This window comes from Rhizobium sp. BR 317, assembly GCF_047445835.1.
GTDB classification, from domain to species: Bacteria; Pseudomonadota; Alphaproteobacteria; order Rhizobiales; family Rhizobiaceae; genus Rhizobium; species Rhizobium paranaense.
On the sequence record NZ_JARWLB010000002.1, the window covers coordinates 305443 to 321731 of the forward strand.

Genomic DNA, 16289 nt, shown 5'->3' on the forward strand with positions numbered 1-16289 from the left:
TTATGGCCGCATCGCCACGCCGGCCAATTCACTATATTTCACTTGCCTGACCCCTGCCCGGAAAGCGCTTGCCGCGATCCGGGATCAGGCACTCAAAAACTCTCCTTCAGCCATTGGCCAACGCGGCCGATACGGCTGTTGTTACCCCCAAGCGACGAGAGCAGACCGCTGCCCGCCGCATGTGTCTCCATGTCCGCAACCTGCGGATAGATCATCAGTCCCACCGCCGTCGAAAAGGCGGGCCCCTTGGCCGCGGTCGGCAAGCCGGATACGCCCATCGGGCGGCCGATGCGGACGTTGCGGGCAAGAATGCGCCGCGCCACATCCGGCAGACCGGTCAACTGGCTGGCTCCGCCGGTGAGTACGACACGCTTGCCGACGATCGGGCTGAAGCCGGAGCGCTGAATGCGATCGCGGATCAGCTCCAGCGTMTCTTCGATGCGTGCCTTGACGATGCGCGACACCAGCGCCTTCGGCACCTGCGTCGGCTGGTCGCGTTCATCCTCGCCGATCGGCGGGATGGAAATCAGTTCGCGCTCTTCCGAAGAATTCGCGAGCGCCGAAGCATGAACCACCTTCAGCCGCTCGGCATCCTCGATGCGGGTCGAAAGACCGCGTGCAAGGTCGGTGGTGACATGATGGCCGCCGAGACTGACGGCGTCGGTGTGCACCAGCTTGCCTTCGGCAAAGACCGAGATCGTCGTCGTGCCGCCACCCATATCGATTGCGGCGCAGCCGAGTTCGACTTCGTCGTCGACGAGAGCGGCGAGACCGCTGGCATAAGGCGTTGCCACCATGCCCTCGACCGAAAGATGCGCGCGGTTGATGCAGAGTTCGAGGTTGCGAAGGGCCGCGCGTTCCGCCGTGACCACATGCATATCGACGCCCAGTGCATCGCCGAACATCGCCAGAGGATCGCGGATGCCGCGTTCGCCGTCCAGCGAGTAGCCCGTAGCCAGCGAATGCAGCACGGCGCGTTCCTGACGGAGCGACTGCTGGCAAGCGGCGGCAAGCACTTTCTTCAGATCGTTTGCTTCGACTTCCTGGCCGCCCAAATCGATGGTGGCCGTGTAGATGTCGCTGCCGAGACGACCGGCGGAAACATTGACGATCAGGCTGTCGACGGTAAGGCCGGCCATGCGTTCGGCGGCGTCGACGGAGAGACGGACGACATTTTCCAGTGCGTCGAGATCGGCGATCACACCGGTCTTGATGCCGCGCGAACGCTGATGGCCGATGCCGATGATCTCGATATTATGCGTGCGGTTCGGGAGAACCTGGCTTTCCTCGCGCGGCGTCAGCCGGCCGATCATGCAGACGACCTTCGTCGAGCCGATATCGAGGACGGATACGATGTGCGACCGCTTGGAGGACAGCGGCTTCAGGCGCGGCAGACCGAAATGGGACGAACTGAATAAGCTCATGTATCCTGCCCTGCTTTCTTCAAAGCCTTGGTTCTGGCATCCAACGCCGCCTGGCGGCGAAGCGCTGCGTCCGGGGTCAATTCAATGGCGGTACGATCGTCAAGACGAAGGTCGACGGCAGCAATATCGCGCTGCAGAAGGTTCTGGTCCTTGTCGAGCTTGGTGAGCCGCGCGAGCGCACCATCGATATTGTCTTCCGGCAATTTGATGATCACGCCATTGTCGAGGTAGAGATCCCAACGACGACCGGCGACGCGCACGAATGCCTTCACATGACCACGAACGTCAGGCCAGTTGGCAAACTCGTCATCGATGGACGCTGCGGCCGTTTCCGCATCACGACCGACGAAAAGCGGCAGCTTGGCGAATTTGTTGTCGCGCAGCGGCGCAATCACGCTGCCGTCCTTCTGGATCAGCGAAAGTTCGGAGCCGTGCTGCCAGATGGCATAAGCCTTGCGCTCCGTGAGCTTCACTTCGATCGCCTTCGGATAGACCTTGCGGACTTCGACGCTCTGCACCCAAGGCAGGCTTGCGATCTTCTGGCGAGCCGCGTCGGCGTCGAGCGCCACCAGCGACGTCGTGCCGTCGAGACCAAGAAGCTGCAGGATCTCGATTTCCGAAGTCTGATCGTTGCCGGAGACCTTCACATCTTCGATGGCGAAGCCGGCAGCCGATGTCGTCGCCTGGGCGACATCCTGCGTGTGACCACCAATCGACATGCCGTAAAGGCCTGTCGCAGCAAAAAGAGCGAGAGCGGAAACCGTACCCGTATGGGCCGGAATATTGACACGCCCGGAGCTGAGGCTCACGAGGAAACGCACAACGCGGCGCAGCGGACGCGGCAGCACGAACGCATCTTCGACATCGTCGATCGCGAGCGGAACGCGGTGGCGGGACCGCCTCATATTTTTGACCGTCAGCGCAAACAAGACGCGTCCTCCACCATCCACCGGAGAAATTCGCCAAAAGAGTAGCCGGCGTGAGCGGCCATTTCGGGCACCAGCGAGGTAGGCGTCATGCCCGGTTGGGTATTGATTTCCAACCAGACAAGCTCACCCTCTTCGGAAAAGCGATCGTCATAACGGAAGTCAGATCGACTGACGCCACGGCAGCCGATAGCTTGATGCGCCCTTAGCGCTAATGTTTGTATCTTTTGGTAAAGATTCGGTGAAATTCTGGCAGGGATGACGTGTTTTGATCCACCATCCGCGTATTTGGAATCGTAGTCGTAGAAGCTATGCCCCTGCGGGACAATCTCGGTTACGCCGAGCGCCGTATCGCCCATGACGCCACACGTCAGCTCCCGACCGTAGATGTAACGCTCGACCATCACCTCATCGCCGTAGCGCCACTCGGAAGAGGTAATGACCTGCGGCGGATGCGTTTGATCTTCCTTGACGATCACGACACCGAAGCTCGAACCTTCACGCACCGGCTTCACGACATAAGGCGGCCGCATCGGATGCTCGCCAGTAATGGCGAAGCGGTTCATCACACGCGAATCAGCCACCGGAATGCCGGCGCCATCAGCCACCTTCTTGGCGCGTGACTTATCCATAGCAAGCGCCGAGGCCAGCACGCCGGAATGCGTATAAGGGATCTGCAGATATTCAAGAATGCCCTGAATGGTGCCGTCTTCGCCGAACGGACCATGCAGCGCATTGAAAACGACATCGGGCTTCAAATCGGCAAGGCGCGCAGACACATCGCGCTCCACATCGATACGTGTGACTTGGAAGCCTTCGGCTTCGAGGGCGTCAGCGCATGCCTTCCCCGAAGACAGGCTAACCGGCCTCTCCGAGGAAAATCCGCCCAAAAGGACAGCCACATGCTTGCCACCCATCAATACCCCCAATTCACCATCTGCAATCGACATTTGCTCGATACGCTGAGCAGCGATTCTCGCCACATCTTGTAGGCTCCATTAGAACAACATTAAGGTTAATGAAGCGTTTACTTTCGTTAACTTTCGACCGCTCTCATGGCGGTCAATTTTCACGAATCAAATCGACTTGAAGAATTCTGCCATTGGAATCAGAGAGTTGCTACATTTGAATATCCACCTTTAGAAAATTTTAAACAAATAGGCCCGCACCKGGGTCTCCGGCGCGGGCCATCGCAAGGCTTATTGGGTCCCTGAATCAGTCGCGATCGCCKAGCAGTTTCCAGACGATACCACCAAGCGCGCCACCAACGATCGGGGCCACCCAGAACAGCCAAAGCTGCTGCAGCGCCCAGCCGCCGACKAACAAAGCCTGGCCGGTGGAACGGGCCGGATTGACCGAGGTATTGGTGATCGGGATCGAGATCAGGTGGATCAGCGTCAGTGCGAGACCAATGGCGATCKGCGCGAACCCGGCCGGCACCCGGCTGCTGGTCGAACCGAGAATCACGATCAGGAAGAACAGGGTCAACACGCTTTCAGCAATGAGCGCCGATACCAGCGAATAGCCGCCCGGTGAATGCTCGCCATAACCATTGGCCGCAAAGCCGCCGAGCTGGAAATCAGCCTTGCCGCTTGCGATCAGGTAAAGAACGGCAGCAGCGACGATCGCGCCGACGACCTGAGCGATGATGTAAGGAATGAGTTGCGAGCCGGGGAAGCGACCGGCAACCGTGAGCCCGACCGAAACTGCCGGATTGAAATGGCCACCCGACACACCGCTAACCGCAAAGGCCATGGTGAGTACGGTCAACCCAAACGCGAAAGCAACACCTAGAAAGCCAATACCGAGGCTCGGGAAAGCTGCCGCAAAGATTGCACTTCCGCAGCCGCCAAATACTAGCCAAAACGTTCCCAAAAATTCCGCAATCAATTTTTTCTGCATAAATTTATCTCCACCGCTCTCAACCAGAGCGAAAGTAGGACATTTACGAGAAAGAGATTCTGGTCAAGACTTTGCCGGGTAAACATCTATCAGAACGGGAAACGTGCTGTCATTCCGTTCTCAAAGCGGCGATTGCAGCAAAGGATTGGCGTATAGGTGTCGGTTTCTTGCTTCTTAAACGCTTGCGCCGAACGAAAATTGCGCTAAGGACAGAGATTGTCTGTTAAGACAACTTTAACATCATCAAAATTGGTGGGACCATGACTGACGCGATATCTCCTTTATCGCCGACACCCTCGTCATCAAACAGCGTTGTTGCGAATTCCCCGGCACGCGTTCTGATCGCGAGCCTTATCGGTACAACGATCGAGTTTTTCGACTTTTACGTTTATGCGACGGCGGCTGTTATCGTCTTCCCGAAGCTGTTTTTCCCTGCCAGCGATCCGACCTCGGCAACGCTGCAGTCCTTTGCAACCTTCTCGATCGCCTTCTTCGCACGCCCGATCGGCGCAATGATCTTCGGTCACTTCGGAGACCGGGTCGGCCGCAAGGCAACGCTTGTTGCGGCTCTGATGACCATGGGTCTCTCGACGGTCGTGATCGGCATGTTGCCGACCTATGAGTCGATCGGCGTTCTCGCGCCGATACTGCTGGCGCTTTGCCGCCTCGGTCAGGGTCTTGGTCTCGGCGGCGAATGGGGTGGCGCGGTATTGCTGGCGACGGAAAACGCTCCAGAAGGCAAGCGAAGCTGGTATGCGATGTTCCCGCAACTCGGCGCTCCGATCGGCTTTATCTTCTCCGCCGGCCTTTTCCTGATTCTGCGCGAAAGCATGGCTGATGCGGACTTCCTAAACTATGGTTGGCGCGTTCCCTTCCTGATCAGCATCGTGCTCGTTGCCGTCGGCCTCTATGTCCGCCTGAAGATCACGGAAACCCCGGAATTCCAGCGCGCAATCGAGAAGGAGGAACGCGTTTCGGTTCCGATCGCGGTCATCTTCCGCTCGCATCTCCGCAGCCTGATTCTCGGCACCATTATCGCTGTTGCGACTTTCGTGCTGTTCTATCTGATGACGGCCTTCACCCTGAGCTGGGGCACCAGGCCTCCGGGTACCGGACCGCTGCCGGCAGGTCTCGGCTACTCGCAGGGCCAGTTCCTCGTCGTCCAGCTCGTCGGCGTCGTGTTCTTCGGCCTGATGATACCGGTCTCCGGCCTGTTGTCGGATCGTTATTCGCGCAAGCTGGTTCTGATACTGACGACGATCGGCATTTTCATTTTCGGCCTGTTCTATGCATCGCTGCTGACGGCCGGCCTTGCCGGTGCCTTCGCCTGCTCGATCATTGGTCTCGCCCTGATGGGCTTCACCTACGGCCCGATCGGTGCCGCGCTGGCAGCACCTTTCCCGACCACCGTGCGCTACACCGGCGCATCGATGACCTTCAATCTTGCTGGCATTGTCGGTGCGTCCCTGGCTCCCTACATCGCCACATCGCTCGCGACGACCTACGGCCTGGTTTATGTCGGCTACTATCTGGCGGGCGCAGCACTGCTCTCGCTGATCGGCATCTTGCTTTCGGGCAATGACGAAGTCTGAAGACTTCACGATAACCAATTGAAAAGGCCGGGCAAAAAACCGGCCTTTTTGTTGAATCATTTTATGAAGTTTGAGCCGATTGCAGCGTAAACCTACTCTGTGGTGACACCCTGGAAGGGGCGAACTTCCCGGCCGGGCATGAAGCAACCGAGGCGCTTGATTTCCCATTCCAGCTTGATGCCGGACTTCTCGAAAACCTCGCGGCGCACCTGCTCGCCAAGATATTCAAGATCGTAGCCGGTCGCCTGCCCCATATTGATCATGAAATTGCAATGCAGCGACGACATCTGGGCGCCGCCGATAACCAGGCCGCGGCAGCCGGCTTCATCGATCAGCTTCCAGGCGGAATGCCCTTCTGGGTTCTTGAATGTCGAACCACCGGTCTTTTCGCGAATGGGCTGCACAGTCTCGCGATGCGCCCGCACGGCATCCATCTCGGCCCGGATCTGAGCCTTATCCTCGGGATATCCCTCGAAAAGAACATGCGTGAAGATCAGGTCGTCCGATGCCGTCGAATGGCGATAGGTGTAGCCCATCTCGGCATTGGTCAGCACATGTTTCTTGCCCTTGCGGTCGACCGCATGCACCTCGACGACGCGATCACGCGTCTCGGAGCCGTTGGCGCCGGCATTCATACGCGCCGCGCCACCGATGCCGCCGGGAATGCCGTAGTAAAAATGAAAACCGCCGATACCGTTGTCCATAGCCATCGCGGCAACATGCTTATCCGGGCAAATGGCGCCTGCCATGATGCGATTCTCACCGGCAAGCTCGACCGAGCCGAAGCCCTTCGCCGACAGGCGCAGAACGACGCCGGGAATGCCGCCGTCGCGCACCAGGATGTTCGAACCGACGCCCACCACCGTCAACGGCACTTCGGCCGGCAGGACCTTCAGGAAAGCGATCAGATCGTCCGTATCATGCGGCTGGAACATCAGCTCCGCCAGCCCGCCGGCGCGAAACCATGTGACGCGATCCATCGGCGCGTCCGGCGTTAACCGGCCACGAATATCCTTTACGCTGTCGCCGAGCGACGCCAGAAGCTTTTCCCCATTCACCTGTTTCATGCGGACTTACCCGAGAGGCCTTCCAATTCCTTTGGCAATGAAGCTGCCCAATACGTGATGCTCCCAGCCCCCAAGAGAACCACAAAATCACCTGGCCGCGCAATCTCCGCGACCATTTGCGCAAGCTCCTCTTGCGACGGCAGATAGCGCGCATCGCGATGGCCGCCCGCCTTGATGCGCGACACCAGAGCCTGCGAATCCGCGCCTTCGATCGGGTCCTCACCGGCTGCATAGACCGGCGCCAGGAAAATGCTGTCGGCATCGTTGAAGCAGGCAGCGAATTCCTCAAACAGACTCGACAGACGCGTGTAACGATGTGGCTGGTGAACGGCGATGATGCGGCCCTGGCAGGCCTCGCGCGCCGCCCTAAGCACGGCCTTGATCTCCACCGGATGATGGCCGTAATCGTCGAAGACCTTCACGCCGTTCCATTCGCCCGTGAGCGTGAAGCGACGCTTGACGCCACCGAAGGAGGCGAGCCCCCTGGCGATCGCCTCATTGGAGATGCCAAGCCGGTTGGCGACGGCGATCGCCGCAGTCGCATTGGAAATATTGTGCCGGCCGGGCATCGGCATGACGAGATCCTTGATCTCGAAAACCTTCCCCGTTCGGCGCCTGCGAATTTGGATATCGAACAGCGAGCGCGTACCGTCGATGCGCACATTCATGAAGCGCACATCCGCCTGCGGATTTTCGCCGTAGGTGATGACCTTGCGGTCTTCGATGCGGCCGACCAGCGACTGCACTTCCGGATGATCGAGGCACATGACACCGAAACCGTAGAACGGCACATTCTCGACGAACTGCCGGAAGGCGGCACGTACCGCGTCGAAATTGCCGTAGTGATCCAGATGCTCCGGATCGATATTGGTAACGACGGCAACGTCGGCGGGCAGCTTCAGGAAGGTGCCATCCGATTCATCGGCCTCCACCACCATCCACTCGCCCTCGCCCATGCGGGCATTCGTGCCGTAGGCGTTGATGATGCCGCCGTTGATGACGGTCGGGTCAAGTCCGCCGGCTTCGAGCAGGGTTGCGACCAGCGAGGTGGTCGTCGTCTTGCCATGCGTGCCGCCAATAGCGATAGCATTGCGGAAGCGCATCAGCTCGGCCAGCATTTCGGCGCGACGCACAACCGGCAGCAGCTTTTCGCGGGCGGCGGCGAGTTCCGGATTGCTCTTCTTGATGGCGGTGGAAACCACTACGACTTCCGCGTCGCCGAGATTCTCTGCCTTGTGACCGATATGGACCGCGATGCCCTTTTCGCGCAGCCGCTGCACGTTGGCGCTCTCCGACTGGTCCGACCCCTGCACGCGATGGCCGAGATTGTGCAGCACTTCAGCGATGCCGCTCATCCCGATACCGCCGATACCGATAAAATGTACGAGGCCGATAGCCTTCGGCAGCTTCATACGCCCGCCCCCTTGAATTCCTGAATTGAACGTTTCGCGGCAATAGCCTCAACCATATCGGCGAGCAAGCTCGCGGCATCCGGTTTGCCGGCCTGTTTGGCCGCAGCCGCCATCTTCGCCAGTTTCTCCGGCATCGTCATCGCGCCGCGCAGGATCGTCGAGAGCTTTTCCGGCGTAAGTTCGGCTTGCGCGATGACCTTGACGCCACCCGTTGCCGCAAGGGCCGCCGCATTGGCAGCCTGGTCGTGGTCCAGGGCATAGGGATAGGGCACCAGGATCGCCGGGCGACCGATGACGGCGAGTTCCGATACAGTTGACGCGCCGGAGCGGCAGAGGACGAGATGAGCGGCACCTATGCGCTMGGCCATGTCGGTGAAGAACGGCGCGACATCGGCGCCCATCTCCAGCCTCCTGGCGCAGCTATTGACCGTCTCCATATCCTCGGGGCGCACCTGTTGCGTAATCCGCAGGCGCTTGCGCAGCGGCTCCTCCAACAGGCTGATCGCTGTCGGCACTGCCTTGGAGAAATATTGAGCACCCTGGCTGCCGCCGAAGACGACCAGATTGAAAGGATCATCCGGGCCAGATGGCACATAGGGCCGCTTGGCCGCTTCGATCACGGCCGGACGCACGGGGTTGCCGGTCGTCACCGTCTTCTCCGGAAACGCGCCACCCTTCTCCAGAAAACCACCGGCGATCGCCTGAACGCGGGCGGCAAGCGCCTTGTTCGCGCGTCCCATCACGGCGTTCTGCTCATGGAGCATCGCCGGCACGCCCATACGAGTGGCGGCAAGCAGCGGCGGCACGGTCGGATAACCACCGAAACCAACGACGCAAAGCGGCTTGATATTGCGGATCAGCTTGCGAGCGGCGCGCATGCCCATCCACAGCGTCCAAAGCGACTTTGCGACCTTGATCGGATTCTTCGAACCGATCGTTGCCGACGGCACCACATGAATCTCATCCGCCGGAAACTTGCCGGCATAACGTTCCGCGCGGCTGTCGGTGACGAGGTGCACGGAATAACCGCGCTCCCTGAGCTTATAGGCCAGCGCTTCGGCCGGAAATACGTGGCCGCCGGTTCCGCCGGCGGCAAGCAGAATAATACCTTTACTCATGATCTTCGCTCCCGCGAACAGCCCCTGCGCGGGGCATCTCCCTAATATAGGAAGCCGCCATGCCCGCGTCACTGAAGCGCGTCAAGCTTCCTTCATAGACCCCCGTCTTCGCGAAAGCGAACGAAGAATAAGCGTAATCCGGGAGATGGGAACGAAGCGCAGATAGGTCCAAAACGATCACTCCGCCGGCAATCCATGCGTCACGCGAAAGAGGCTGCGGTCCTGCGCTCTCTTTTCCGGCCGATGACGCGTCAGGGCCAGAATAAAGCCCGCCGTCACACAGATGGCGGTCATCGACGAGCCGCCATAGGAGATCAGCGGCAGGGTCATGCCCTTGGCCGGCAGCAATTGCAGGTTCACGCCGACATTGATGATCGACTGAATACCGATCTGCAGCACCAGGCCGGCAACGGCAAAACGGTTGAAATCGTTCTTTTCCTTATAGGCATGCGACAGGCCGCGCAGCACCAGAAAGGCGAAGATGCAGACGAGCACCATGCAGAAGACGACACCAAATTCCTCGGCTGCCACCGAGAAGATGAAGTCGGTATGGGCGTCCGGAATGATGCGCTTGACGATGCCTTCACCCGGCCCCACACCGAACCAATTGCCGTGAATGATCGCTTCCTTGGCGGTATCGACCTGGAACGTGTCGCCTTCGCCGGTCAAGAACTTGTCGACGCGAAGTGCTACGTGGGGAAAGACGTAATAGGCCGTCACGAAGCCGCCGACGCCGAGGCCGCCGAGCACCCCGATCCACAGCCAGGGCATGCCGGCCATGAAGAACATGCCACCCCAGACGGCGGTGGTAAGGATCGTCTGCCCAAGGTCGGGCTGAGCAACGAGGAGTGCGGCGACGATGCCGAAGAGGATGATAGCGAAGAGATTGCCCGGAATTTCCGGCTGGCGCGCATGCTCGGCAAACAGCCAGGCGCAGACGACGACGAAGGCCGGCTTCATGAATTCCGACGGCTGGATGGAGAGCGCTGCGATGTTGACCCAACGCCGCGACCCCTTGACCTCGACACCGAAGAACAATGCGAACAGCATCATCGCCAGCGAAACGATCAGCAGGATGACCGCAGTGCGCCGCACCTGCCTCGGTGTCATAAAGGAAATGCCGATCATCGCTGCGATCGCCGGAACAAGGAAAAGGGCGTGGCGCTTGACGAAGTGGAAAGGCTCGAGCCCAATGCGTTCCGCCACTGCGGGCGAAGCCGCAAAAGAAAGCATGAAGCCAATGCCAATCAACAGGATGAAAAGAGAGAGAAATACACGGTCGATGGTCCAGAACCATTCGGCCAAGGCCCCACGCTCAACGCGGCTTACCATATCAATCGCCTCCTGTTGCTGAACTGACCAACATGGTGACGCCTTCGACCGCAGCCACGTGGCTGACGAAGGCATCACCCCTGACCTCGAAATTCTTGTACTGATCGAAGCTTGCGCAAGCCGGTGACAACATCACCGCCGCCGTCTCATGTTCGCCCTTGTCGGCATCGGCTGCCGCATGTGCGACCGCGCGCTCCAAAGTGCCCGATATTTCGTAGGGCACCTGCTCGCCGAGCGTCGCTGCGAAGGCGGGTGCCGCTTCGCCGATGAGATAGGCCTTCGCGATGCGCGGGAAGAGCGGCGCCAGCGTCGTGATACCGCCCTCTTTCGGCAAGCCGCCGGCGATCCAATAGATATGATCGTAGCTCGAAAGCGCCGGTGCGGCGGCATCCGCATTGGTGGCCTTTGAATCGTTGACGAACACGACACGGCCGCGCCGGCCGACCGGCTGCATGCGATGCTTGAGGCCGGGAAAGGATTTGAGCCCGGCGCGAATATCGTCAGCGGAAATGCCGACGGCCAGACATGCGGCAATCGCGGCCGCTGCGTTTTGTGCATTGTGGCCGCCGCGCAGCGTCTGGATGCCGTCGAGATCGGCGATCTCCGAGGTCGCGCCGGTCGATGCCTGGATGATGCGGCTGCCTTCGGCATAAAGCCCGTCAGCCAGCACATGCCGGCGCGAGATGCGGGTAACCTTGCCACCCGCCCGTTCGACGCGATCGGCAATCAGCGAAGAATAGCTGTCGTCGACGCCGATGACGGCAACGCCGCTGCCGGCCACCAGCCGTTCCTTGATATCGGCATAATGCTGCATCGTACCGTGCCGATCGAGATGATCGGGCGTCAGATTGAGCAGAATGCCGGCGGAAGGATTGAGGGTCGGGGCAAGATCGATCTGGTAGGAAGAGCATTCGACGACGTAGTAGCGCTCCGCCTTCGGCGGCTCCAGCGTCAGGATGGCTGTTCCAATATTGCCGCCAAGCTGCGTATCGCGACCGCTCGATTGCAGGATATGGGCAATCAATGCCGTCGTCGTCGATTTGCCGTTGGTGCCGGTGATGGCAATGAAAGGGCAATCCGGTGCATGTGCCCGCCGCTCTCGGACGAAGAGCTCGACGTCGCCGATGACTTCGACGCCGGCTGCGTGAGCGAGATCGACGGTCCAATGCGGCCTCGGATGCGTMAGTGGTACGCCGGGCGACAGCACGAATGCCGAGAGCCCATTCCAATCGATCGTTCTGAGATCGGCGACCGGGATACCTTCGGCCGCAGCCTTCACCACGCTATCGGGATTGTCGTCCCAGGCGGTCACCTCGGCACCACCGGCGACAAGCGCCCGCGCGGTGGCAAAACCCGAGCCGCCGAGGCCGAACAATGCGACCTTCTTCCCCTTKAGCGTGGTGACAGGGATCATCGCCGCCTCACCGGAGCTTGAGAGTGGAGAGGCCGATCATCGCCAGGATGACCGCAACGATCCAGAAACGGACCACGACTTGGCTCTCCGTCCAGCCCTTCTTCTCGAAGTGATGGTGAATCGGCGCCATCAGAAAGACGCGGCGGCCGGTCATCTTGAAGAAGCCGACCTGGATGATGACCGAAAGCGCCTCCAGCACGAACAGGCCGCCGATGATCGCCATGACGATCTCATGCTTGGTGGCAACTGCCACCGAACCGATCATGCCGCCAAGTGCCAGAGAGCCGGTGTCACCCATGAAAATAGCCGCCGGAGGTGCATTGAACCAGAGGAAGCCGAGACCGGCACCGATGACAGCACCGAGCACCACAGCCAATTCACCGGTGCCGGGCACGAAGTTGATCGCCAGGTAATCGGCGAAGACAAAGTTGCCGGCGAGATAGGCGATGACGCCGAAAGAGGCGGCCGCAATCATGACCGGCACGATGGCAAGCCCATCAAGACCGTCGGTCAGGTTTACGGCATTACCCGCGGCGACGATAACGAAAGCGCCGAAGAGGACGAAAAACATGCCGAGATTGAGCATGAAACTCTTGAAGAAAGGGAACGCGATCGATGAACCGAAGGTCGACCCGGCGGTACCCGAGGAGAGCGCCGTGCTCATCATGAAGTAGACGGCAATGGCGGCGATGACGAATTCGATACCGAGGCGCGCGCGACCGGAAAAGCCTTTGTCGCTCTGCTTGGTGACCTTGAGATAGTCATCATAGAAGCCGATGGCGCCGAAGCCCAATGTAACCAGCAGCGTCGCGACCACGTAGACATTGGCAAGATCGGCCCACAGCATTGACGACACAACGATGCCGGCCAAAATCATCAGGCCGCCCATGGTCGGCGTGCCTGCCTTCTTGAAATGGGTCTGCGGACCATCGGCACGAATCGGCTGCCCCTTGCCCTGACGTACACGCAGGGAGGAGATGATTCGCGGCCCGAAGAGGAAGACGATCAACGCCGAAGTGAACAAAGCGCCGCCGGTGCGGAACGTGATGTATCTGAACAGATTGAGAAATCTGAAATGAGTACTGAAAAAATGAACGTGGTCCGACAGTTCGGCAAGCCAGATCAGCATAAGAGCCCTTTCTAAAGCCCCTGATGGGAGTGGGGCTCCGTGTCGGAAAATGCTGGAAACTTGTCAAGCAAAGCTGCCACGATCTTCCCGAATCCTATCCCCAACGACGATTTCACCATCAAAACGTCGCCAGGGGCGACCGAGTTGAGCACGAATTCCGAGAGCTCCTCCGTATTCTCACGGTATTCGACATGGACACTTTCCGGCAGCGCATCCCTCAACGCCGCCATCTCCGGACCTGCCAGCCAGACATGCTCGATGCCGGCGGCCAGTAGCGGACCAGCAAGATTGGCATGCACTCTCTGGGCATAATCCCCCATTTCCAACATGTCACCGAGAATGGCGACCCGCCTGCCCGCTCTCGCGCCGACATTGGCATCCGGCGAAGATGTCGCCAGCAGCGCAATGGCCGCGCGCATCGATGCGGGGTTGGCGTTGTAACTTTCGTCGATCAGCGTGAAGTAGCCATTAGCGATCGCGCGCTTGTGGCGCTGCCCCCTGCCCTTTTCCGCCTGCAGGGTCGCCAGCGCATCGACCGCCTTGTCGAGATCGGCCTCGACCAGCATCACCGCACCGAGGACCGCCAGCGCGTTTTCCGCGATATGCCGCCCGGGCGCACCAATCGCCACTTCCATCGTCTCGCCGCCGATCGTCAGCCAGAGCGTCGAATTCTCTTCCGACGCATTGAATTCCGCGAGCCGTACATCCGCCTTGGCATGCTGGCCGAAACTATGCACATGCTCGACGCCGGCGGCCAGTGCGGCGCGCTCCAGCAAATCGAACTGATCGTTGTCGCGGTTGAGGATGACATGACCGCCCGGCACGACGCCGTCGAAAATCTCCGCCTTGGCAGCGGCGATCTCGGTGATGTTCTTGAAATTGCCGAGATGCGCGGGCGCAATCGTGGTGATGATCGCCACATGCGGCTGCACCATCTTGGTCAGCGGACGGATCTCCTCCGGATGGTTCATGCCAATCTCGAAAACGCCGAAATCCGTATCCTGAGGCATGCGCGCCAAACTCAGCGGCACGCCCCAATGATTGTTGAACGAGGCGACGGAAGCATGCACCGTACCGGACGGCGAAAGCGTCCGGCGCAGCATCTCTTTTGTGGTGGTTTTGCCAACCGAACCTGTGACGGCGATGATGCGCGCCTGCGTGCGCTCGCGGGCGGCAACGCCGAGCCTGGCGAGCCCGGCCAAAACGTCATCGACGACGATCTTCGGCACGGTCAGCCGGCCCATAGCCGGCAGCCGCGCCTCGCTGATCACGATCAGCGCCGCACCGTTCGCCATCGCCAGGTTGGCATAATCATGGCCGTCGACGCGATCGCCCTTGATGGCGAAGAAAGCTTCGCCCGGCTTGATCGAACGGCTGTCGATAGAAATCCCCGTAACGCCCTCAGGCAGCGCTCCGAAGGAGCGGCCCGCAATGGCGGCGATCATGTCTTCAGTTGTCCATAGCCAGCTCAAGACTTTACCTCCTCCAGTGCTTTGCGCAGTTCAGCATGGTCGGAGAAGGGCAGCGTGACGCTGCCGATCGTCTGACCTTCCTCATGCCCCTTGCCCGCGACGATCAGCGTATCGCCGGATTTCAGCATGCCGACCGCCTCACAGATCGCCTTGGCACGATCGCCGATCTCGGTGGCGCAGGGTGCTGCGGCCATGATCTCGGCGCGGATCGCCGCCGGTTCTTCGGAGCGCGGATTGTCGTCGGTGACGACAACAACATCGGCCAGGCGGCAGGCGATTTCGCCCATGATCGGCCGCTTGCCGCGATCGCGGTCGCCGCCGCAACCGAAGACGACGATGACGCGGCCAGTGGTGAACGGCCGCACCGAATTCAGCACATTTTCCAAGGCATCCGGCTTATGCGCATAGTCCACATAGGCAAGTGCGCCGTMGTGGGTATGACCGACAAGCTCCAATCGCCCGGAAGCGCCAGCGAGCTTCTCTAACGCCGCCATGGCAACCGGCGCGGCAACGCCGGTAGAAATGGCAAGCCCTGCGGAAACGAGCGCATTGGCGACCTGAAAGTCGCCGGCGAGCGGAATATGGATTTCGAAAATATCGTCATCCACATGCACTTCCGCGATCTGCTTGTGACGGAAATGCTCGACACGCTTCAGCGCGAGGAAATCGCCCTTGCGGCCTACGGTGCGTATGTCATGACCGGCGTCGCGCGCAGCCGCGATCGCCTGTTCCGACCAAGGATCGTCGGCAAAGATCACCGCCGGCGAGCCTTTCGGCAGCAGGTCCCTGAACAGCCGCATCTTGGCGGCCATGTAATCCTCGACCGTCGGATGATAGTCCATATGGTCGCGGCCAAGATTGGTGAAGGCAGCAGCGGCAAGCCTGACACCATCGAGGCGGAATTGATCGAGGCCATGGCTGGAGGCTTCCATTGCCGCATGGGTGACGCCCTCGTCCGCAAGCTCGGCAAGCAACTGGTGCAGCGACACCGGATCGGGCGTCGTCAGCGAACCGTAGTCGTTGCGCGTCGGCGACATGACGCCGGTCGTTCCGATCATCGCCGCCGGATGGCCGGCATGCGCCCAAATCTGACGGGTAAAGGAAGCGACCGAGGTTTTGCCGGCGGTGCCGGTGACGGCGACCATCGTCTGAGGCTGCTTGCCATAAAAGCGCGAAGCAGCGACGGCGAGGAAACGGCGCGGCGCCGTTACGGTCAGCAGCGGCACGCCGGTTGCGACAGCGCCTTGGCCTGCGACAACGACAGACGCACCACGCGAAACGGCATCGGCAATGAAACTTGCGCCGTCAGCCTTGGTGCCGGCAACAGCTACGAAAGCCATACCGGGCGCAACCTTACGGCTATCAGCGGAAAGGCCTGTTATCTTAAGATCGCCAAGTGCCCCGCCGATTTGTTCGTTGAGTTCCGGAAACGCATTTCCGGCAATATCCCGCAAGTTCATCGAATATACTTTTCGTTCTTGATCAGTCCGCCCCTCGCGAA

Annotated in this window: 13 protein-coding genes; 1 reads left to right on the forward strand and 12 read right to left on the reverse strand. The window is 60.2% G+C overall.

Features of this window, described 5'->3' with window-relative positions:
* Positions 1–92: 92 nt before the first annotated feature.
* From ftsA to aqpZ, 4 genes are all read right to left on the reverse strand, one after another.
* A complete protein-coding gene (gene ftsA / locus QD357_RS04075; RefSeq protein WP_414124053.1) occupies positions 93–1424 on the reverse strand; it encodes a cell division protein FtsA in 1332 nt (443 codons plus the stop codon).
* Positions 1421–2353 carry a cell division protein FtsQ/DivIB gene (locus tag QD357_RS04080; protein WP_107108462.1) on the reverse strand — a complete coding sequence of 311 codons (933 nt, stop codon included), beginning with the start codon at positions 2351–2353 and terminating at the stop codon, positions 1421–1423. The genes ftsA and QD357_RS04080 overlap by 4 nt, the downstream gene beginning before the upstream one ends.
* Complete coding sequence (locus QD357_RS04085) at positions 2341–3267, reverse strand: D-alanine--D-alanine ligase (RefSeq protein ID WP_107108463.1); 927 nt, start codon at positions 3265–3267, stop codon at positions 2341–2343. Before QD357_RS04085 ends, QD357_RS04080 begins: the two co-directional genes overlap by 13 nt.
* 298 nt (positions 3268–3565) lie before the next feature.
* Entirely contained in the window at positions 3566–4252 is a 687-nt protein-coding gene (aqpZ, locus tag QD357_RS04090) for an aquaporin Z (protein WP_414124054.1), read from the reverse strand.
* Positions 4253–4512: 260 nt separating this feature from the next.
* On the opposite strand from aqpZ, the gene QD357_RS04095 reads away from it, so the two are divergent.
* Positions 4513–5844, forward strand: a complete 1332-nt coding sequence (locus QD357_RS04095; protein ID WP_107108465.1) for an MFS transporter — start codon at positions 4513–4515, stop codon at positions 5842–5844.
* A 92-nt stretch (positions 5845–5936) separates the two neighbouring features.
* On the opposite strand, the gene murB is transcribed toward QD357_RS04095, so the two are convergent.
* From murB to QD357_RS04135, 8 genes are all read right to left on the reverse strand, one after another.
* On the reverse strand, positions 5937–6911 hold the full coding sequence (gene murB, locus QD357_RS04100; protein WP_107108466.1) for a UDP-N-acetylmuramate dehydrogenase: 975 nt from the start codon (positions 6909–6911) through the stop codon (positions 5937–5939).
* Complete coding sequence (gene murC, locus QD357_RS04105; RefSeq protein ID WP_107108467.1) at positions 6908–8323, reverse strand: UDP-N-acetylmuramate--L-alanine ligase; 1416 nt, start codon at positions 8321–8323, stop codon at positions 6908–6910. The genes murB and murC overlap by 4 nt, the downstream gene beginning before the upstream one ends.
* On the reverse strand, positions 8320–9441 hold the full coding sequence (gene murG / locus QD357_RS04110; RefSeq protein WP_414124055.1) for an undecaprenyldiphospho-muramoylpentapeptide beta-N-acetylglucosaminyltransferase: 1122 nt from the start codon (positions 9439–9441) through the stop codon (positions 8320–8322). The genes murC and murG overlap by 4 nt, the downstream gene beginning before the upstream one ends.
* A 177-nt stretch (positions 9442–9618) precedes the next feature.
* Positions 9619–10773, reverse strand: a complete 1155-nt coding sequence (gene ftsW / locus QD357_RS04115; protein ID WP_107108469.1) for a putative lipid II flippase FtsW — start codon at positions 10771–10773, stop codon at positions 9619–9621.
* A gap of 1 nt (position 10774) precedes the next feature.
* The gene (gene murD, locus QD357_RS04120) at positions 10775–12187 is read right to left on the reverse strand and encodes a UDP-N-acetylmuramoyl-L-alanine--D-glutamate ligase (protein ID WP_107108470.1); all 1413 of its coding nucleotides are present in this window, start codon (positions 12185–12187) and stop codon (positions 10775–10777) included.
* Between the two features lie 7 nt (positions 12188–12194).
* Entirely contained in the window at positions 12195–13316 is a 1122-nt protein-coding gene (gene mraY / locus QD357_RS04125) for a phospho-N-acetylmuramoyl-pentapeptide-transferase (RefSeq protein WP_107108471.1), read from the reverse strand.
* A gap of 11 nt (positions 13317–13327) precedes the next feature.
* The gene (locus tag QD357_RS04130; protein WP_107108472.1) at positions 13328–14788 is read right to left on the reverse strand and encodes a UDP-N-acetylmuramoylalanyl-D-glutamyl-2,6-diaminopimelate--D-alanyl-D-alanine ligase; all 1461 of its coding nucleotides are present in this window, start codon (positions 14786–14788) and stop codon (positions 13328–13330) included.
* Positions 14785–16248 (reverse strand): UDP-N-acetylmuramoyl-L-alanyl-D-glutamate--2,6-diaminopimelate ligase, encoded by a 1464-nt coding sequence (locus QD357_RS04135; protein ID WP_414124056.1) that lies wholly within the window; start codon positions 16246–16248, stop codon positions 14785–14787. The genes QD357_RS04130 and QD357_RS04135 overlap by 4 nt, the downstream gene beginning before the upstream one ends.
* Between the last annotated feature and the right edge of the window lie 41 nt (positions 16249–16289).